The following is a 17,276-nucleotide window of genomic DNA, read 5'->3' on the forward strand; positions in this document are numbered from 1 at the left end:
GGCACCGACGCGCGCACGGCCGGCTGCCCGGTTTGTGCACGCGGGCTACGCCGGCGACAACACAGTCACTACGGTGGAGGCAGGTCGGCACGGCCGGCATGCCTGGCAGGGCACCCACGCCAGGCACGCCAGACGTGCCACCGGCCCGGCCCGTCGCTACGCTGCTCCTCACCGAGGTGGAGGCCCGCCATGTCCAGTGACCTGCTCTGGGGGAGCAACCCAGGCGACGTCGACCAGTCCAAGGTCGACAACCGCGCGTCCACCGTGGCCGAGCTGATCCTGCACCGGTTCGAGTCGACGCCCGACGCCGAGGCGTTCCGTTACCCGTCCGACGGCGGCTGGGAGTCGAGCACCTGGGGACAGACCGGTGAGCGCGTACGCCGGCTGGCGGCGGGTCTGATCTCCCTCGGCATCGAGCCGGAGCAGCGGGTGGCGATCGCCGCCAGCACGCGCTACGAGTGGGTGCTGGCCGACTTCGCGATCATGTGTGCGGGCGCGGCCACCACGACGATCTACCCCACCACCACGCCGGACGAGGTGAGCTACATCCTCGGCGACTCCGGTAGCCGGGTGGTCTTCGTCGAGGACGACGAGCAGTTGAAGAAGATCCGGGAGCACCGGTCGGAACTGCCCGACATCGCCTGGCTGGTGACGTTCACCGACGGCGCCGGCGGTGCCGACGGGGGCGGCCGCGACGGCGGCGCCGACGACCTGCTGACCCTCGCCGAGTTGGAAGAACGCGGCGCGGCGTACCTCGCCGAGCAGCCCGACGCCATCGAGAAGGCCGTCGCCACGATCGGGCCCGACAGCCTGGCCACGCTCATCTACACCTCGGGCACCACCGGCCGGCCGAAGGGTGTGCGCCTCACCCACGACTGCTGGACCTACGAGGGCGCGGCCATCGACGCGGTGCGGATCCTGGGGCCGGACGACCTGCAGTACCTCTGGCTTCCGCTGGCCCACTCCTTCGGCAAGGTGCTGTTGTCGGCGCAGGTGCAGATCGGCTTCGCCACCGCGATCGACGGCCGGGTGGACAAGATCATCGAGAACGTCGCCGTCGTCCGGCCGACCTTCATGGGCGCCGCACCGCGGATCTTCGAGAAGGCGTACGGCCGGATCACCTCCACGATCGAGCACGAGGGCGGCCCCAAGGCGGCGCTGTTCCACTGGGCGATCGGTGTGGGGCGCCGGGTGTCGGAGCTGCGCCAGCAGGGCACCGAGCCATCCGGCGTACTCGCCCTGCAGCACAAGGTCGCCGACCGGCTGGTGTTCGCCAAGATCCGGGACCGGTTCGGCGGCCGGCTACGGTTCTTCGTCTCCGGTTCGGCCGCGCTCAGCCAGCACCTGTCGGAATGGTTCCACGCCGCCGGGATCCTGATCATCGAGGGGTACGGCCTCACCGAGACCAGCGCCGGCACCTGCGTCAACCTGCCCGGGCGGTTCCGGTTCGGCACCGTCGGCCCGGCGCTGCCCGGCACGCAGCTGCGGATCGCGCACGACGGCGAGGTGCTGGTCAAAGGCCCCGGCGTGATGCGGGGCTACCAGGGGATGCCCGAGCTGTCCGACGAGGTGCTCGACCCGGATGGCTGGTTCCACACCGGCGACATCGGCACGCTCGACGACGAGGGCATGCTGCGCATCACCGACCGCAAGAAGGACCTGTTCAAGACGTCCAACGGCAAGTACGTCGCACCGCAGGCGATCGAGACGATGTTCAAGGCGCTGTGCCCGTACGCCAGCCAGGTTGTTGTGCACGGCGAGGGCCGGACGTTCTGCTCGGCCCTGGTGACCCTGGACGAGGACTCCATCGCCGGCTGGGCGCGCGAGGCCGGGCTGGAGGGGCGAAGCTACGAGGAGATCGCCGCCTCCGACCAGGCCAGGCAGATGGTGCAGGGGTACGTCGACCAGCTCAACGGCCGGCTCAACCGCTGGGAGACGATCAAGAAGTTCGCCATCCTCGACCACGACCTCACCGTGGACGACGGCGAGATGACCCCGAGCCTGAAGCTCAAGCGCCGGGTGGTGGAGACGCGCTACGCCGACGTCCTGGACTCGTTCTACTCCTGACCCCCGACGACTGATCGCCAGAGACCGTGCCTTCCATCCTGCCCGACGGTGAACCCGCGCCGAGCGACGGCGCGCTGCCGACGGCCGCGCTGGAGGGTGCGACCGACCGGCCCTTCGGGGTGTACGTCCACGTGCCGTTCTGCGTCACCCGATGCGGCTACTGCGACTTCAACACCTACACGGCCGAGGAGCTCGGGCCGGCTCCGGGTGCGTCCCGTGCGACGTACGCGCAGGCGGCGATCGAGGAGGTCCGGCTCGCCGGCCGGGTGCTCTCGGCGGCTCCGGCGCCCAACGCGCCGGTCTCGACCGTGTTCGTCGGCGGTGGTACGCCCACGCTGCTCCCGCCCGCCGATCTCGGCGCGGTCCTGCGTGCGGTGGCGGAGGAGTTCGGTCTTGCCCCGGACGCCGAGGTGACCACGGAGGCCAACCCGGAGTCGGTCGACCGGCGCTACCTCGACGACCTCCGTGCACAGGGCTTCAACCGGATCTCGTTCGGTATGCAGAGCGCTCGCCCGCACGTGCTGGCCACCCTCGAGCGCCGGCACACCCCGGGGCGCCCGCAGGCCTGCGTCGCGGAGGCACGGGCGGCCGGCTTCGACCATGTCAACCTGGACCTGATCTACGGTGCGCCGGGGGAGTCCGACGACGACTGGCAGGCCAGCCTGGACGCGGCAGTCGCGGCCGGACCCGACCACGTGTCGGCGTACGCGCTGATCGTGGAGGACGGCACCCGCCTCGCCGCCCAGATCCGGCGCGGGGTGCTCACCGCGCCGGACGACGACGTGCTCGCCGACCGCTACCTGCGCACGGAGGCGACGCTGGGCGCCGCGGGCTTCTCGTGGTACGAGGTCTCCAACTGGGCACGCGAGGAGGCCGCGCGGTGCCGACACAACCTGCTGTACTGGACCGGCGGCGACTGGTGGGGGATCGGCCCCGGTGCCCACAGCCACGTCGGCGGCGTCCGATGGTGGAACGTCAAGCACCCTGCCGCCTACGCCGAACGCCTGGCCCGGGGCGTGAGCCCGGCGCAGGCGCGGGAGGTGCTGGACACGCAGACCCGCACGGTCGAACGCGTCATGCTGGAGTTGCGCCTGTCCGACGGACTGGACCTGCGCGTCCTGGACGAGGCGGGCGAAGCGACGGCCAGGCGGGCGGCAGCGGAAGGGCTGGTGGTGGCCGAGGCACTGGCGGCCGGGCGCGTCGTCCTCACCCTGCGCGGCCGGCTGCTCGCCGACGCTGTGGTCAGGGACCTGCTCGGCTGGGGCAGTGACCTTGTGTCAAGCGTGAGTTGACGACTGTCAGGCGTTACTTGACGAAGCGGATGTTCACCGGATAGCGGTACCACTCACCGCGACGCGCGGCGACGCTGGCGAGAATCACCAGCACGACATAGGCGATCCCGATGAACGGCAGCAGAACCAGACCGATCACCACGATGACGAGCAGGCCGGCGACGGCGGCCGCCAGCAGCGTGGTGAGCTGGAAGTTCAGCGACTCGACCGCGTGGTACCGCACGTACGCGGAGTCCTTTCCCTTGGCCAGCAACACGACCAGCGGGCAGAGGAAGCCGAGGGCGACGTAGGCGGCCACGAAGCTGCCCAGGTGGGCAGCGAACGCCCAGTTGCGTTCCTCCTCGACCGTCATGACGCCGGTTCCCGCCGGCGGCTGCCGCGGAGGCGGAGGCGGCGTGAACCCGCCGGGCTCCGGTGACGGTGGGGGTGTCACACCCGGCTGCGGCCCGGGCGGCGCCGCACCGCCCTCCGCAGAGGGGTACGGCGTGGGGCCAGGCTCAGGCGTGGGCGGCGGCGTTCCGTTGCCCGGGCGGGGTTCCTCGTGCTGCTGGCTCATGTCGGCCTCCTTACCCGATCCCCAGGCGGCCCTCACCGAGCCGCCAGCGCCGCCACGTGGCCGCCGGACGGGCGGGGCCGGCGGCGCTCATCGTCCAGCCTGACACGCTCGGGCCCGAAGCGGCACCGACGCTTCGGGCGAACGGGGTACAACCGTCCGGCCGGACGAAGTCGCCCGCGTCCGGGACGGTGGCGAAGGATCTCTGCGGTGCTCAGTCGGCGTCGACGGTCACGAAGTCGATGAGGTGCTCGACCCGGCCGAGCAGGGCTGGTTCGAGGTCGCGGAAGTCGCGGACCGTGCCCAGGATCTGCTTCCACGCCCGGGCGATGTCGGCCTGGTCGTCGTGCGGCCAGCCCAGGGCGGCGCAGATGCCGTGCTTCCACGACGTCTGCCGGGGGATGTCGGGCCAGCGCTCCAGACCGACCCGCTCGGGGCGTACGGCCGCCCAGATGTCCACGAACGGGTGCCCGACCACGAGGACGTGAGCGCCGTACGGGCCTCGGGTGACCTCCTCGGCGATCCGGCTCTCCTTGCTGCCGGGGACCAGGTGGTCGACCAGGACACCCAGCCGGCGCCGCGGCTCGGGCCGGAACTCCGCCACGACGGCGGCGAGGTCGTCCACGCCCTCGAGGTACTCCACGGCGACGCCCTCGATCCGCAGGTCGTCACCCCACACCTTCTCGATGAGCTCGGCGTCGTGGCGGCCCTCGACGTAGATCCGGCTGGCGCGGGCGACCCTGGCCCGGGAGTTGCGGACCGCGATCGACCCGGACGCGGTGCGGGCGGGCCCGGTGGCCGGTGCCGCCTTCGGGCGCCGGATCGCGACCGGCTTCCCCTCCAGCCAGAACCCCGGACCGTACGGATAGCTGCGCCGCGCCCCGCGCCGGTCCTCCAGCACCACGAGGTCGCGTTCGATCGCCACCACCGCACCGCAGAAACCGGTGGTGGCGTCCTCGAGCACCATGTCGGGTTCGACGTCCACCTCGACCGTCCGGCCGAGCTTCGGCGCCCGCCAGTCGGTGGTCAGGACGTCCTGCGAATAGCGGTCACCAGGTCCGGCCATGATCGGTGAGCGTAGCGGCGGACCGGCCCGCGAGCCGGGAACGCCACGCCCGTCCGGCCCAGGCCGGCACCTGCCGGCCTCCGTCGTACGTGCGCCCCAGGTCGTTCGGCTACTGCCCCAGCAGGGGGAGGGAACGCCGGCCCGGGCCGGATCCCGCGGGCCCGGCCGTCGGTACGCCGGACTGGCGCAGGTGCTGGTAACCCCGGCGGACCGCCTCGGCCAGCCGCTCGGTGGGGTAGGGCCACTCCGCCGCGGTCAGCGCCTCGGCCTCCGGCACGCCCTCCCCGGCGAGCCGGCGGATCGTCTCGGCGACCGCGGTGACGTCGCCGAACTGCCCGGTCACGAACGCCTGGTCCACCACCGCGCCGTGCCCCGGCACCACCACCGACGCCGGCGTGAGCAGGCCGGTGAACACCTCCAGCGTCGACGGCCACTCCAGCGGGAACGAGTCGTCGCCGTACGCCGGCGGCCCGGACTCCTCCACCAGGTCGCCGGCGAACACGAGGTCGGCGTCCGGCACCCGGACCACCACGTCGCCGTCGGTGTGGCCACGACCGGGGTGGACGAGTTCGACCACCCGGTCGCCGAGGTCGATCACGGCCACCGAGGCGAACGTACGGTCGGGCGGGGTCAGCGCGAGGTCGGCCATGTCCTGCTCCCACTCCGGGGAACGCCGGGCGAGGGCGGCTCGCACCTCCTCGCCCCGCTCGGCCAGCACGCCGGGCACCGTCTCGTGCCCGTAGATCGCCGCGCCCGCGAACCGCTGGTTACCGAACGTGTGGTCGAAGTGCCAGTGGGTGTCGACGACCCACCGGACCGGCAGGTCGGACAGCCTGGCGAGGTCGGCGCGGAGTTCGTCCGCTTCGCGGGGACCGCCCCGGGTGTCCACGACGAGCAGCCCGTCGGCGCCGGCGACCACCCCCACGGTGAGGTCGAACGACGGGTAGCGCCGGACGAAGCAGCCCGGCCCCATCTCGGTCCAGCTCTCGGCCCAGCCGGCTCGGAGGACATTCACGGCCACAGCATCCCATTGCCGTGGTCAGCACAAGGTGGCCGTGTCGCCGTAGACTGGCACTCAGGTTCGGCGAGTGCCAGTCTGATGCCGGTCCAAGATCCGTTCGGACGGCGCACTCGCGCGTGGGCTCGTCGAGATGGGCGGGCCCACAGCCGCGCCAGTACGGCGCGGGCCGGGTACCGTCCGAACCGCCGCAGCAGTACGTCAGACCCGTGGGAACGCGCCAGGACGAGGGAGGCCGAAGCCAATGCTCGACGACCGGAAGTTGGCCGTCCTCCGCGCGATCGTCGAGGATTACGTCCACACCGAGGAGCCGGTCGGTTCGAAGGCCCTGGTCGACCGGCACAACCTGGGCGTCTCCCCGGCGACCGTGCGCAACGACATGGCCGCGCTGGAGGAGGAGGGCTACATCGCCCAGCCGCACACCAGCGCCGGCCGGATACCCACCGACAAGGGCTACCGCCTGTTCGTCGACCGGCTGACCACGATCAAGCCGATGTCGAGCGCAGAACGCCGCGCCATCTCGGCGTTCCTGGAGGGCGCGGTCGACCTGGACGACGTGGTGCACCGCACGGTGCGCCTGCTCGCCCAGATCACCCGGCAGGTGGCGGTCGTGCAGTACCCCACCCTCACCCGCTCCACGGTGCGTCATGTGGAACTCGTCACATTGTCGTCCAGCCGCCTGCTGATCGTCCTGATCACCAGCACCGGCCGGGTCGAGCAGCGGGTGGTCGACGTGGGTACCACGGTGGCCGACGAGTTCCTGCGCGACGTCCGGGCCCGGCTGAACGCCGTGGTCGCCGGGCGGCCGCTCACGGAGGCGGCCTCGGCGGTCGCCGACCTGCCGGACATGTTCGACGTGTCGGTGCGTCCGCAGGTCACCACGATCGTGTCGACGTTCCTGGAGACCGTCGCCGAGCGCACCGAGGGACGGATCGCGGTGAGCGGTACGGCCAACCTCATCCCGTTCGGCGCCGATTTCCACACCTCCATCAGGCCGGTGCTGGAGGCGCTGGAGGAGCAGGTCGTGCTGCTCCGCCTGCTCGGTGAGACCACCGGCCCGTCCGGTTTCACCGTCCGGATCGGCCACGAGAACCCCGTCGTCGAACTCTCCACGGCCTCGGTGGTCACCACCGGCTATGGTCCTGGGGACGAGGCCGTCGCCAATCTCGGCGTGGTCGGGCCCACCCGAATGGACTACCCGGGCACCATGGGAGCGGTTCGCGCCGTAGCCCGCTATGTCAGCCAGATCCTTGCAGGGGAATGATCCGAGGGAATGAGTCAGTGCCGAAGGCATCCCAGAGCATGAGCCAGGACTACTACGAGCTCCTCGGCGTCCGACGCGACGCCTCCGCGGAGGAGATCAAGAAGGCCTACCGTCGGCTGGCGCGCACGCTGCACCCAGACGTCAACCCCGATCCGGATACGCACGAGCGGTTCAAGGAGGTCACCCGCGCCTACGAGGTCCTGTCGGACCCGAAGAAGCGTGAGGTGTACGACCTGGGCGGCGACCCGATGGCGTCCGGCGCGGGCCAGGGCGCGGGCTTTGGTCCGGGCTTCTCGTTCACCGACATCATGGACGCGTTCTTCGGCTCGTCCGGCACCCGCGGGCCGCGTCCGCGCACCCGGCGCGGCCAGGACGCCCTGCTGCGGCTGCCGGTCGACCTGGCCGAGGCGGTGTTCGGCGCGGTCAAGGAGATCCAGGTCGACACCGCCGTGGTGTGCCAGAGCTGTCAGGGCGGCGGCGCCGCTCCGGGCACGTCGCCGACCACCTGCACGGTGTGTGAGGGCCGCGGCGAGGTCAACTCCGTCCAGCGCTCGTTCCTCGGCCAGGTGATGACGACCCGGCCGTGCCCGCGCTGCCAGGGATTCGGGACGATCATCCCCAACCCCTGCCCGGAGTGCGCGGGGGAGGGCCGGGTGCTGTCCCGCCGTACGCTCGCGGTCAAGATCCCGGCCGGCGTCGACGACGGCACCCGCATCCAGCTGTCCGGCCAGGGCGAGGTGGGGCCCGGCGGCGGCCCGGCCGGTGACCTGTACGTCGAGATCCAGGTCGAGCCGCACGAGGTGTGGAGCCGGCACGGCAACGACCTGCACTGCACCGTCAAGCTGCCGATGACCGCCGCCGCCCTCGGCACCACGATCACCCTGGACACACTGGACGAGGACTCCGTCGAGGTGGAGGCCAAGCCGGGCACCCAGTCCGGCCACGAGCTGGTCCTCACCGGTCGCGGCGTACCCCACCTGTCCGGCGGGTCCCGGCGCGGTGACCTGGTGGTGCACGTGGTGGTGGAGACGCCGACCCGCCTCGACCACGCCCAGCGGGAGCTGCTCACCGAGCTGGCCCGGCTTCGTGGTGAGGAGAAGGCCAGCGGGCAGGTCACCTCCGAGCGGCGGGGCGGGGTCTTCTCCCGCATCCGCGATGCCTTCAACGGCTGATCCGAACAACCGAACCCGACGGAGGGGAGTCCGGCGTGGCGAGCGACGCCGACTGCGTGTTCTGCCGCATCGTGGCGGGGGGGATCCCGGCGGAGGTGGTGCGCGAGACCGAGCGCACGCTGGCCTTTCCCGACGTGAGCCCGCAGGCGCCCGTGCACGTGCTGGTGATCCCGAAGGACCACCGGGCCGATCTCGACGCGGTGGTCGCCGACGACCCCGAGCTGGCCGGTGAGCTGCTGCGCGAGTGCGCCGCGGTGGCCGACCACCTGGGCGTACGCGAGGCCGGCTACCGCGTGGTCACCAACATCGGCGCCCAGGGCGGCCAGGGCGTGTTCCACTGCCACCTGCACGTGCTGGCCGGCCGGCAGATGTCCGACGCGCTCGGGTGACCGGCGGCCCGACCCCGCGTCCGGCCGGCGCCCTCGGGGCGCCCGCGGGCCGCGGCGATCTCGGGCATACCCCCCACAGCGGAAATACCAGTCCCGGTTCCGGCCGGGCGGAGCTACGATGAACGACGTTTCGAGCGTCGGGAACCCTAAGGAGGGGCCGAACAGGCCGCCCATGGCGCAGACCAGCCCCACACAGACCAAGATCGTCGTACCCTCGAGCATCTCGATGGTCAGCCTGCTCGGCCCGCGCGACGAGTTTCTCCGGGTGGCGGAGAAGGAGTTCGACGCGCAGATCCACGTCCGCGGCAACGAGATCACGGTGACCGCGGCCCCGGAGGAGCGCATCCTCGTCGAGCAGCTCTTCGACGAGCTGGTCGCCATCGTCCGTTCCGGGCACGGCCTGACCTCCGACGCGGTGGAGCGCAGCGTGGCGATGCTGCGGACCCGCGACGCCGAACGCCCAACCGACGTGCTCACCCTCAACATCCTGTCCAACCGCGGCCGGACGATCCGGCCCAAGACGGTCGGGCAGAAGCGCTACGTCGACGCGATCGACCAGCACACGGTGATCTTCTCCATCGGCCCGGCCGGCACCGGCAAGACCTACCTCGCGATGGCGAAGGCGGTCCAGGCGCTGCAGGCCAAGCAGGTCAACCGGATCATCCTCACCCGGCCGGCGGTCGAGGCCGGGGAGAGGCTGGGCTTCCTGCCCGGCACGCTGTCGGAGAAGATCGACCCCTACCTCCGGCCGTTGTACGACGCGCTGCACGACATGATCGACCCCGACTCGATCCCGCGGCTGCTGACCGCCGGGACGATCGAGGTCGCGCCGCTCGCCTACATGCGCGGCCGCACCCTCAACGACGCGTTCATCATCCTGGACGAGGCACAGAACACCTCGCCGGAGCAGATGAAGATGTTCCTCACCCGCCTGGGCTTCGGCTCGAAGATGGTGGTGACCGGCGACGTCACCCAGATCGACCTGCCGGGCGGCACGTCGTCGGGCCTGAAGGTCGTGCACGACATCCTCGACGGGCTCGACGACGTGCACTTCAGCACGCTGGGCAGCCAGGACGTCGTACGCCACAAGCTGGTGGGCCGGATCGTCGCCGCCTACGACGCCTACGAGGCCAAGCGCTCCGCGGACAACGGCGGCCGCCCGGTCGAGGTCGGCCGGCGCCAGCCCGCGCCACGGCGTCCCTGACCGGCTCCCTGGATCGGTTCACCGCCCGCGCTCGACGCCACCGAGAGTCCGCCACCATCGCGAAGGCATCTGTGAAGCGACCATGAGCATTGACATCGCCAACGAGTCCGGCGTCGAGGTCGACGAACGCGAGCTGTCCAGGCTCGCCCGCTTCGTCCTGGACCGGATGCGCCTGCACCCGCAGGCCGAGCTGTCCGTTGTCCTCGTCGACGAGGAGACGATGGCCGAGCACCACGTCCGGTGGATGGACGAGCCCGGCCCGACCGACGTCCTCGCGTTCCCGATGGACGAGCTGCGGCCCGGCCGGGAGGGCGAGGAGCCGCCGAGCGGGCTGCTGGGTGACGTGGTGCTGTGCCCGCAGGTCGCCGAACGCCAGGCGAAGGACGCCGGTCACTCCACCGAGGACGAGTTGCAGCTGCTCGCCACTCACGGGATCCTGCACCTGCTGGGGTACGACCACGCCGAGCCGGAGGAGCATCAGGAGATGTTCGGCCTGCAGGCCCGCCTGCTGGCGGAGTGGCAACCGCATCGCGGGGCGGGCGACAGCGGATGACCGGTGACGTCTGGCTGGTCGTCCTGGCCGCCGTCCTGGTCCTCGTCGCCGGGTTCCTCGCCTCCGCCGAGGCTGCCCTGTCGGCGTTCTCCAAGTCACGGGCCGACGGTCTGGTCGCGGCCGGCCGACGTGGTGCGGACCGGGTGCGCCTGCTGGTCGAGGACCGCGCGTCGTACCTCAACACCGCGCTGTTCATGCGGCTGGTCTGCGAGCTGACCGCCACCGTCCTGGTCGCCGACGTGTTGTTCGGCGTCATCCAGGCGACCTGGGCGGCGATCCTGGCCACGGCCGGGGTGATGATCCTCGTGTCGTACGTCGTCGTGGGCGTGGCGCCGCGCACGGTCGGTCGCCAGCACCCCGACCGGGTGGCGCTGATGACCGCGCCGTCGGTGATCGCGCTGACCCGGGTGCTCGGCCCGCTGCCGAAGCTGCTGATCCTCCTCGGCAACGCACTGACCCCAGGCAAGGGCTTTCGCGAGGGCCCGTTCGCCACGGAGGCCGAGCTGCGGGAGCTGGTCGACATCGCCGAGGCGAGCCGGGTGATCGAGTCCGGTGAGCGGGAGATGATCCACTCGGTGTTCGAGCTGGGCGACACCATCGTGCGCGAGGTGATGGTTCCCCGTACCGACATCGTGGTCATCGAGCGCACCAAGACCCTGCGCCAGCTGATGTCGCTCGCCCTGCGCAGCGGCTTCTCCCGGATCCCCGTCATCGGGGAGAACCTCGACGACGTGGTGGGAGTGGCCTACCTCAAGGACGTCACCCAGCGGGTCTACGACAACCGCCAGGCCGAGACCACCGAACGCGTGGAGCAGGTGATGCGCCCGCCGGCGTTCGTACCCGACTCCAAACCCGTCGACGGCCTGCTGCGGGAGATGCAGCAGCAGCGCACCCACCTCGCGATCGTCCTGGACGAGTACGGCGGCACCGCCGGCCTGGTCACGATCGAGGACATCCTGGAGGAGATCGTCGGCGAGATCACCGACGAGTACGACGTGGCGCCGCGGGCGGTCGAACGCCTCGGCAGCGGGGCCGTGCGGGTCAGCTCCCGGCTGCCCATCCACGAGCTCGGCGAGCTGTTCGACCTGGAGCTGGACGACGAGGACGTGGACAGCGTCGGCGGCCTGATGGCCAAGCACCTGGACCGGGTGCCGATCCCGGGGGCGAAGGTCTCGGTGGAGGGGCTGCAGCTGCTGGCCGAGGGCCCGGTGGGCCGGCGCAACCGGATCCCGACCATCCTGGTCACCCGGGTGGACGAACGGCCCTGGGACGAGGCCCAGCAGAACGCCGAGGAGCGCACCTCCCCCTAGGTCAGCTCCTCCTGGGTCAGCTCCTCCTGGGTCAGCTCTTCCTGGGACGGACCCTGGGTCAGCCGACCCGGGTGGGCGGGCGTTCGCTGGTGATCGCGAGGTTGTTGCCGTCGGGGTCGCGGAAGAACGCCATCCACAACTCGGTGACCTCGTCTCGGTGGACCAGGTGTGGCCCGTCGAGGAAGTCCACGCCGCGCTCGCGCAGCCGGGCGTGTTCGGCGTCGAGGTCGTCGACCCGGAAGTAGAGCGTCACCCGGCCGGCGAAGTCCGGTGTCTCCGGGACGCCGAGATAGAGCCTTACGTCACCCGACTGGAAGAACGCCATCGGCTGTCCGGGTACCCGGAACAGGAACGGAATCCGGAGAACGTCGCGGTAGAACCCGACCGCTCGGTCGACGTCATTGACGCTGATGTGCACCTGGGAAAGTGGTCCGACTGACATGGCCGCTCCTATACTTAACCTGGGTGAAAGGATAACCATGGTTAAGCAACGTGGGCAAGATGGCCTGCCGGAGCCGCCCGCCGGAGTTCCGGACGACGACCTGCACCACACCGCCAGCTCCCTGCACTCTGCCGCGCTGCGGCTGCTTCGGGTCGCCCGCACGGCCGACGCCGAGATGGACCTGGACGGCCCGCGCGCCTCTCTGCTGTCGGTCCTGGTGTTCGCCGGCCCTCGATCGGTGGGAACGCTGGCGCGGATCGAACAGGTGTCCGCACCCGCGATCACCAAGTCGGTCACCGCGCTGGAAGGCCTCGGACTGGTCGAGCGTACGCCGGACCCGGGGGACCGGCGGGTGGTTCTGGTCGCGGCCACGCCGGCCGGCCGGCGACTGCTGGAACGAGGCCGGGCCGCGCGGGTGCGTGCCGTCGCCGGCCTGTTGTCCGGCCTGTCCGAACGGGACCTCGCCACCCTGCGCCGCGCTGCCACGCTGGTCGGCCGCCGACTCGCCGCTGACGTCCCTCCCGACGAGGGGGCCTGAACGCTGCGCCCTACGCCGACAGGCCGCCGTCGACGACGTAGGTCGCGCCGGTGACGTAGGAGGCCTCGTCGCTGCCGAGGAACAGGATGACCTGGCCGATCTCCGGTGGGTCCGCCTGGCGCCGGAGCAGGGTCGGCGTCTGGCGCCGGAGTTGTTCGCGCGCCTGGTCCGGCGTCTCCCCGGTGGCCTGCACCCGGCGCCGTACGTGGAAGTCGGTCAGCGTCGGGCCAGGGCAGACGGCGTTGACACGGATGCCGTCCGCGGCGTGGTCGTGCGCCATCGCGCGGGTCATGGCCAGCAGGCCCGCCTTCGTCGCGTCGTACTGTGCCATTCCCGGGCGGCCGGCCAGTGCGTTGGCGGAGGAGACGTTGACGATGCTGCCGCCGCCGCGGCGGGCCATCTCGGGCACCGCGAACTTCGCGCAGTACGCCGCCTGCAGGAGGTTGCCGCGGACGATGTAGTCCCACGAGGCCGGGTCGGCCTCGGTCACCGGACCCCAGACCCGCACCCCGGCGACGTTGGCGAGTACGTCGAGGCCGCCGAACGCGCCGACGGTCTCCTCGACCGCGCGCCGTGCCTCCGCCTCCTCATCCAGCCGCGCCGCCACGGCCAGTGCCCGGCGGCCCTCCGGGTCGATCTCCTCGGCCGCCTGCTTCGCGGCGGCTTCGTCGACGTCGACGACCGCGACCGAAGCGCCCTGTTCGGCGAACAGCCGTGCGGTCGCCGCACCGATTCCCCCGCCGCCCCCGGTCACCAGAACGACCTTTCCCTCCACCCGGCCGGATGCGTTCCCTAATGCGGTCCCGGAAATGTTCATGGTGATCATCCTTGCCGAGGTGAACCGAACGGGTCCAGCGTGCCGACCGGCCGAAACCGTCCACGTCGTACGAGCGGACGCGGTCGCCCTGTCCACGACGAGAGTCGCGCGGAAGGCCCTCGTGGAAACTGCGCGTACCCGGGTCCGAGAGCCTCGGGAAAAGGGGTACCAACGATCTTCTCGCGCGGGGTTTCTGCGGCCCGTGTCACGGAATTCGGGATGACAGAACGCTCACCATCCCTCATGTGAGACCAGGCTCATGAACAAACGATGGCCACCGGAATTCATCCGGTGGCCACCGAGAGTTGGGGAGGACGCGACGGCGCCTACTGCTCTGGATGGAGCCGAAGGCGCCGTCGCACCCGACATGTCACGACGATGCCTCAGCGGGGAAGGTCGAACTTTCCGGCCTTGACGTCGCCGACGAACGCGGCCCAAGCCTCCGGAGAGACGGCGAGCACGCCGCGATTCCGGTTCTTGGTGTCGCGAACGCCCACGCAGGCGGCCGATGTGCCGACCTCCACGCAGTTGCCACCGTTGTTGGAGTAGCTGGCCTTCTTCCAGCCGCTGAACTGCTCGCTCACGATGAGATCCTTTCCATTTCTGCTGCCGCCTCGGAGAGAAGAACGGCACTGTCCTCGGTTGACAGCGCCGCCTTCTGGAGGCGCTCCCACAGGGTTTCATATTGTCCGACCTCGTTCGCTTCCATGAGAACGACATCGGCCGTCAATGTGTCCACGGCCGCCACAACGGGGTCCTTACGGTCTTCGAATGTGTAAAGACTGAAAGGGCCCCTCGGGACCATGTAGCCCTGCACTTTCGCAGAAACGGGGAGCACCCGGAGACTGACACGCCGTCGGGATCCGACCGAGGCGAGATAGTGCAACTGCGAGGCGAGAATCTCCGGTGGAGCGGAAAAGCCACGGGCCACCACCTCGTGAATGATGACTTCGTAACTCAGCGGACCGTCGGGGTCCCACAACATCGTCTGCCGGCCCGACCGTGCGCGCAGAACCGCTTCCGACGTGGTGGGTATCGATCCCACCAGGGTCAGGTCGTCGGTCTCGCACACCGACTGCGTGTAGGCCTCGATCTGCAGCAGGCCGGGGACGATCGTGCTCTGGTACTCCCGGATCGTCTGGGCGCCGGACTCGAAGTCGGCGTAGGTGGCCTGCCGCCGGTCCATCGGCTGCGACGTCCACCAGCCGTGGACCGCCGCCGTCCGGGACAGCTCGACGAGTTCGGCGCGGTCGTCGCCGGTGACGTCGAGCGCGTCGGCGATCTGCCGGATCACGATCTCGTCCGGCCTGCCCTGGCCGTTCTCCAGCCGGCTGATCTTCGCCGCCGAGACACCGATCTCGGCGCCGAGCTTGGCGTGGGTCAGCTTCGCGCGTTCGCGTTGCTCGCGTAGCTCCCTGCCGAGCCGGTGCCGACGCACCATCGGACTGCTTCTCACCCGTGCTCCCTGTCGCCGATGCGTACCCGGGCGCCGTGGTTGGGGCCCTGGGGTAACTTCCCGCCCTGTACGGAGTGTCACCACTTTTTACAGAACGTCGCCAAATGAGGTTTGGATCATAGGCGGCGGAGCATCATCAATCCTGCCGAATGATGCAGATTCGGCGAGAACCCGAGTTCCGGTGGGGAGGCATGATGATCGGAACGACCTGGCGGGACCAGCACCGGGCCATCACCGCCCGGCTCGCGCCGTGCACCGCGGCCGCGGGCCGGATCGCCGCCGAACTGGCCGACCGCTTCGTACCCCTGGGGATCGACGCCGCTCCGTTGTGGGACGAGCGCCGAGGCCGCTGGGGCGTACGAGTCGTCGAACCCGCCAACGGCGGCCAACTTCACATGCACGTCTGGCTGGACGACGACCACTGGACCTGGGTCCCCGGGTGCGCGTGGTCGGCCGCGGCCGACGACTACGACCGCGTGGTTCGCTTCGTGCTGACCTGGGTCACCGAACACCGGGTGGTCGTGTGATGGCCACCTTCGAGCTCCCGCCGCGTCGACTGGCTCGACCCCCGAAGTCCTTGGCGCGGCGGGCTTCCAGACTGGCCGGCCCGGGGACGTCCCCGGCCCATTCCCTGCGTTCTCGGGTCGGCCGCACCATCTCGGCGGGTACGCCCGGCACCGCCACGACCGTGCGGGACGTACTCCGCGAACGCGCCATCGCCCGCGACCTCGGCCCCGAGGCCGTCGACGCCCTCGCTCGCGACATGGTCATCCGGCACACCCCGGAGCGCTCGGGTCTCGGCCTGCGGCGCTGGCGCGGTCTGCCCGTGCCCACGCTGCGCAGGCCGGTGTGTGCCGACTGCGCCGGGGTGTGGCCCTGCGCGCACGTGCGCTGGGCCGAACGCCGTACCACCAACACCAGCAAGACCAGCAACACCACCGACATCGCCACCACCGGGCGAACACCGCGCCGCCGTTCCGGCACCAAGACGGCCGGGACGTCGCCGGCCCCCACGAACCCCCCGCTCGCCCCGTCCACTAACAAAATCCTGATTAGGGACGGGCGGGGTCGGAAAGAAGAAGTAAGTCCCCGGGCGAACGACTTTGGCAGAAGTGACGCCCGGAAAACCCCCTGATGAGAGGACGTTAAGCCATGCAGGCTTTCACCGCCACCCCCGGCAACGGTTCCAGCTCCGCCGACGAGACCCTCTTCGGCAGCACGGGTGTCCAGCGTGACCAGCTCACTGGTGAGCGGCTGGGCGACCCCCGGGCCTGAGCCCCCGAAGGACGGGCCCTCGGACAACGGCGTCCGGGGGCCCGCCCCTGGCCCTGCACGGGGAGGGCCAGGGGCAACTTCACGTTCGGGAAGACGTATGAACGCGCTCTCTCAGCTCTACGAGACCAACCCTGAGTTCTTCTCCTACTGCCTCGACGCGTTGTTCGTCCTGGCCGTGGGCTACATGGTGTCCTGCCACCTGCACCCGGACGTCGACTGCCGCAAGTGCAAGGGCACCGGCAAGCACCGGAGCTTCGTCTACAAGCGCGCCCGCCGCCAGTGTCATCACTGCGGGGGAACGGGCAGAACCCGCCGCTTCTTCGCCTGGGCGACGGACATCGGCCAGCCGCGCCTGCGCGCGCCTCGCTGGCACAAGGCGAAACGCCACGTCTAGGGTCGATCCGCAGACACGCCCTGGTCCTCGGGCCGAAACGGCAGGTCTGGTCCTCGCGGGCAGGCCCCAGGGTCTGCCCCGCTTCGCAGGGCAGACCCTAGGATCGCCGGGTGACCAGTGCCGAGCTCGATCCCGAAGACGCCAAGATCATCACCTTGGCCCGCTCCACCAGAGCGCGCACCGGCGCGGCCGAAGGCGCCGGCGTACGCGACACCACCGGCCGCACCTACACCGCCGCCACGGTGGATCTTCCCTCCCTGCGACTGTCCGCCCTCCGGCTCGCGGTGGCGATGGCAGTGTCCAGCGGCGCTGACGGCCTGGAAGCGGCGGCCGTGATCACCGAGGCGGGTGAGGCCGCGGCGGAGGACGTCGCCGCCGTCGCCGACCTGGCCGGCGCCGGCGTCCCGGTCCTGGTCGCCGGGCCGGACGGGACCGTCCGGACGGTCGCCCACAGCGGATAGGGGAC

The 17,276-nt window shown here is 70.8% G+C and carries 21 protein-coding genes; 14 read left to right on the plus strand and 7 right to left on the minus strand.

Translation table 11 applies throughout. The features are described 5' to 3' along the window. The first annotated feature begins 189 nt into the window (after window positions 1–189). Window positions 190–2,067: an AMP-dependent synthetase/ligase gene (locus BLU27_RS17560; protein ID WP_092654760.1), complete on the plus strand. Its 1,878-nt coding sequence runs from the start codon at window positions 190–192 to the stop codon at window positions 2,065–2,067. Window positions 2,068–2,093: 26 nt separating this feature from the next. After that, window positions 2,094–3,359 (plus strand): radical SAM family heme chaperone HemW, encoded by a 1,266-nt coding sequence (gene hemW / locus BLU27_RS17565; RefSeq protein ID WP_092654761.1) that lies wholly within the window; start codon window positions 2,094–2,096, stop codon window positions 3,357–3,359. Window positions 3,360–3,372: 13 nt separating this feature from the next. Here the strand turns inward: hemW and BLU27_RS30575 are convergent, their stop codons facing one another. The 3 genes from BLU27_RS30575 to BLU27_RS17580 all read right to left on the minus strand — a co-directional run bounded on the left by BLU27_RS30575 (window position 3,373) and on the right by BLU27_RS17580 (window position 5,993). Further along, window positions 3,373–3,915, minus strand: a complete 543-nt coding sequence (locus BLU27_RS30575; RefSeq protein ID WP_241827492.1) for a DUF4870 domain-containing protein — start codon at window positions 3,913–3,915, stop codon at window positions 3,373–3,375. Between the two features lie 211 nt (window positions 3,916–4,126). Next, window positions 4,127–4,978, minus strand: coding sequence for a DUF3097 domain-containing protein (locus BLU27_RS17575; protein ID WP_092654763.1), 852 nt, complete (start codon window positions 4,976–4,978; stop codon window positions 4,127–4,129). Window positions 4,979–5,087: 109 nt separating this feature from the next. Continuing rightward, window positions 5,088–5,993 (minus strand): MBL fold metallo-hydrolase, encoded by a 906-nt coding sequence (locus tag BLU27_RS17580; protein WP_157728621.1) that lies wholly within the window; start codon window positions 5,991–5,993, stop codon window positions 5,088–5,090. 247 nt (window positions 5,994–6,240) lie between these two features. Between BLU27_RS17580 and hrcA the strand changes: the two genes are divergently transcribed. The 6 genes from hrcA (at window position 6,241) to BLU27_RS17610 (ending at window position 11,888) form a co-directional block, all read left to right on the plus strand. After that, on the plus strand, window positions 6,241–7,260 hold the full coding sequence (gene hrcA / locus BLU27_RS17585) for a heat-inducible transcriptional repressor HrcA (protein WP_092654765.1): 1,020 nt from the start codon (window positions 6,241–6,243) through the stop codon (window positions 7,258–7,260). 38 nt (window positions 7,261–7,298) lie between these two features. Continuing rightward, the gene (dnaJ, locus tag BLU27_RS17590) at window positions 7,299–8,432 is read left to right on the plus strand and encodes a molecular chaperone DnaJ (RefSeq protein ID WP_092654766.1); all 1,134 of its coding nucleotides are present in this window, start codon (window positions 7,299–7,301) and stop codon (window positions 8,430–8,432) included. 35 nt (window positions 8,433–8,467) lie between these two features. Then, entirely contained in the window at window positions 8,468–8,821 is a 354-nt protein-coding gene (locus BLU27_RS17595) for a histidine triad nucleotide-binding protein (RefSeq protein ID WP_092654767.1), read from the plus strand. Window positions 8,822–8,993: 172 nt separating this feature from the next. Next, entirely contained in the window at window positions 8,994–10,025 is a 1,032-nt protein-coding gene (locus BLU27_RS17600; protein WP_092654768.1) for a PhoH family protein, read from the plus strand. An 82-nt stretch (window positions 10,026–10,107) separates the two neighbouring features. Further along, window positions 10,108–10,578, plus strand: coding sequence for an rRNA maturation RNase YbeY (gene ybeY, locus BLU27_RS17605; protein ID WP_092654769.1), 471 nt, complete (start codon window positions 10,108–10,110; stop codon window positions 10,576–10,578). Next, window positions 10,575–11,888, plus strand: coding sequence for a hemolysin family protein (locus BLU27_RS17610; protein WP_092654770.1), 1,314 nt, complete (start codon window positions 10,575–10,577; stop codon window positions 11,886–11,888). Before ybeY ends, BLU27_RS17610 begins: the two co-directional genes overlap by 4 nt. Window positions 11,889–11,946: 58 nt before the next feature. On the opposite strand, the gene BLU27_RS17615 is transcribed toward BLU27_RS17610, so the two are convergent. Continuing rightward, window positions 11,947–12,330 (minus strand): VOC family protein, encoded by a 384-nt coding sequence (locus tag BLU27_RS17615; protein WP_092654771.1) that lies wholly within the window; start codon window positions 12,328–12,330, stop codon window positions 11,947–11,949. Window positions 12,331–12,367: 37 nt separating this feature from the next. On the opposite strand from BLU27_RS17615, the gene BLU27_RS17620 reads away from it, so the two are divergent. Further along, window positions 12,368–12,868 carry a MarR family winged helix-turn-helix transcriptional regulator gene (locus BLU27_RS17620; protein ID WP_157728622.1) on the plus strand — a complete coding sequence of 167 codons (501 nt, stop codon included), beginning with the start codon at window positions 12,368–12,370 and terminating at the stop codon, window positions 12,866–12,868. 10 nt (window positions 12,869–12,878) lie between these two features. Here BLU27_RS17620 and BLU27_RS17625 read toward each other — a convergent pair whose 3' ends face one another. The 3 genes from BLU27_RS17625 to BLU27_RS17635 form a co-directional block, all read right to left on the minus strand. Continuing rightward, window positions 12,879–13,685 carry an SDR family NAD(P)-dependent oxidoreductase gene (locus BLU27_RS17625; RefSeq protein ID WP_092654772.1) on the minus strand — a complete coding sequence of 269 codons (807 nt, stop codon included), beginning with the start codon at window positions 13,683–13,685 and terminating at the stop codon, window positions 12,879–12,881. 383 nt (window positions 13,686–14,068) lie between these two features. Beyond that, entirely contained in the window at window positions 14,069–14,269 is a 201-nt protein-coding gene (locus BLU27_RS17630) for a DUF397 domain-containing protein (RefSeq protein WP_092654773.1), read from the minus strand. Next, entirely contained in the window at window positions 14,266–15,141 is an 876-nt protein-coding gene (locus tag BLU27_RS17635; RefSeq protein WP_157728623.1) for a helix-turn-helix domain-containing protein, read from the minus strand. The genes BLU27_RS17630 and BLU27_RS17635 overlap by 4 nt, the downstream gene beginning before the upstream one ends. A gap of 194 nt (window positions 15,142–15,335) precedes the next feature. Here BLU27_RS17635 and BLU27_RS17640 point away from each other — a divergent pair, with 194 nt between their 5' ends. The 5 genes from BLU27_RS17640 (at window position 15,336) to BLU27_RS17650 (ending at window position 17,271) form a co-directional block, all read left to right on the plus strand. Continuing rightward, a complete protein-coding gene (locus BLU27_RS17640; protein ID WP_157728624.1) occupies window positions 15,336–15,668 on the plus strand; it encodes a hypothetical protein in 333 nt (110 codons plus the stop codon). Between the two features lie 161 nt (window positions 15,669–15,829). Further along, window positions 15,830–16,276, plus strand: coding sequence for a hypothetical protein (locus BLU27_RS29180; protein ID WP_157728625.1), 447 nt, complete (start codon window positions 15,830–15,832; stop codon window positions 16,274–16,276). A 17-nt stretch (window positions 16,277–16,293) separates the two neighbouring features. Further along, complete coding sequence (locus tag BLU27_RS30925; protein WP_269086079.1) at window positions 16,294–16,416, plus strand: hypothetical protein; 123 nt, start codon at window positions 16,294–16,296, stop codon at window positions 16,414–16,416. A gap of 97 nt (window positions 16,417–16,513) precedes the next feature. Continuing rightward, window positions 16,514–16,810 carry a hypothetical protein gene (locus tag BLU27_RS17645; RefSeq protein WP_092654776.1) on the plus strand — a complete coding sequence of 99 codons (297 nt, stop codon included), beginning with the start codon at window positions 16,514–16,516 and terminating at the stop codon, window positions 16,808–16,810. Between the two features lie 110 nt (window positions 16,811–16,920). Then, on the plus strand, window positions 16,921–17,271 hold the full coding sequence (locus tag BLU27_RS17650) for a cytidine deaminase (RefSeq protein WP_092654777.1): 351 nt from the start codon (window positions 16,921–16,923) through the stop codon (window positions 17,269–17,271). The last annotated feature ends 5 nt before the right edge of the window (window positions 17,272–17,276 follow it).

It is taken from the genome of Actinopolymorpha singaporensis (assembly GCF_900104745.1).
In the GTDB taxonomy this organism is placed as follows: domain Bacteria; phylum Actinomycetota; class Actinomycetes; order Propionibacteriales; family Actinopolymorphaceae; genus Actinopolymorpha; species Actinopolymorpha singaporensis.

Coding starts and splice junctions, on each gene's coding strand:
- BLU27_RS17560 (WP_092654760.1), top strand. CDS start 190: ATGTCCAGTGACCTGCTCTGGGGGAGCAACCCAGGCGACGTCGACCAG.
- BLU27_RS30575 (WP_241827492.1), bottom strand. CDS start 3,915: ATGAGCCAGCAGCACGAGGAACCCCGCCCGGGCAACGGAACGCCGCCG.
- BLU27_RS17575 (WP_092654763.1), bottom strand. CDS start 4,978: ATGGCCGGACCTGGTGACCGCTATTCGCAGGACGTCCTGACCACCGAC.
- hrcA (WP_092654765.1), top strand. CDS start 6,241: ATGCTCGACGACCGGAAGTTGGCCGTCCTCCGCGCGATCGTCGAGGAT.
- dnaJ (WP_092654766.1), top strand. CDS start 7,299: ATGAGCCAGGACTACTACGAGCTCCTCGGCGTCCGACGCGACGCCTCC.
- BLU27_RS17600 (WP_092654768.1), top strand. CDS start 8,994: ATGGCGCAGACCAGCCCCACACAGACCAAGATCGTCGTACCCTCGAGC.
- ybeY (WP_092654769.1), top strand. CDS start 10,108: ATGAGCATTGACATCGCCAACGAGTCCGGCGTCGAGGTCGACGAACGC.
- BLU27_RS17610 (WP_092654770.1), top strand. CDS start 10,575: ATGACCGGTGACGTCTGGCTGGTCGTCCTGGCCGCCGTCCTGGTCCTC.
- BLU27_RS17615 (WP_092654771.1), bottom strand. CDS start 12,330: ATGTCAGTCGGACCACTTTCCCAGGTGCACATCAGCGTCAATGACGTC.
- BLU27_RS17620 (WP_157728622.1), top strand. CDS start 12,368: ATGGTTAAGCAACGTGGGCAAGATGGCCTGCCGGAGCCGCCCGCCGGA.
- BLU27_RS17625 (WP_092654772.1), bottom strand. CDS start 13,685: ATGAACATTTCCGGGACCGCATTAGGGAACGCATCCGGCCGGGTGGAG.
- BLU27_RS17640 (WP_157728624.1), top strand. CDS start 15,336: ATGATCGGAACGACCTGGCGGGACCAGCACCGGGCCATCACCGCCCGG.
- BLU27_RS30925 (WP_269086079.1), top strand. CDS start 16,294: ATGCAGGCTTTCACCGCCACCCCCGGCAACGGTTCCAGCTCCGCCGAC.
- BLU27_RS17645 (WP_092654776.1), top strand. CDS start 16,514: ATGAACGCGCTCTCTCAGCTCTACGAGACCAACCCTGAGTTCTTCTCC.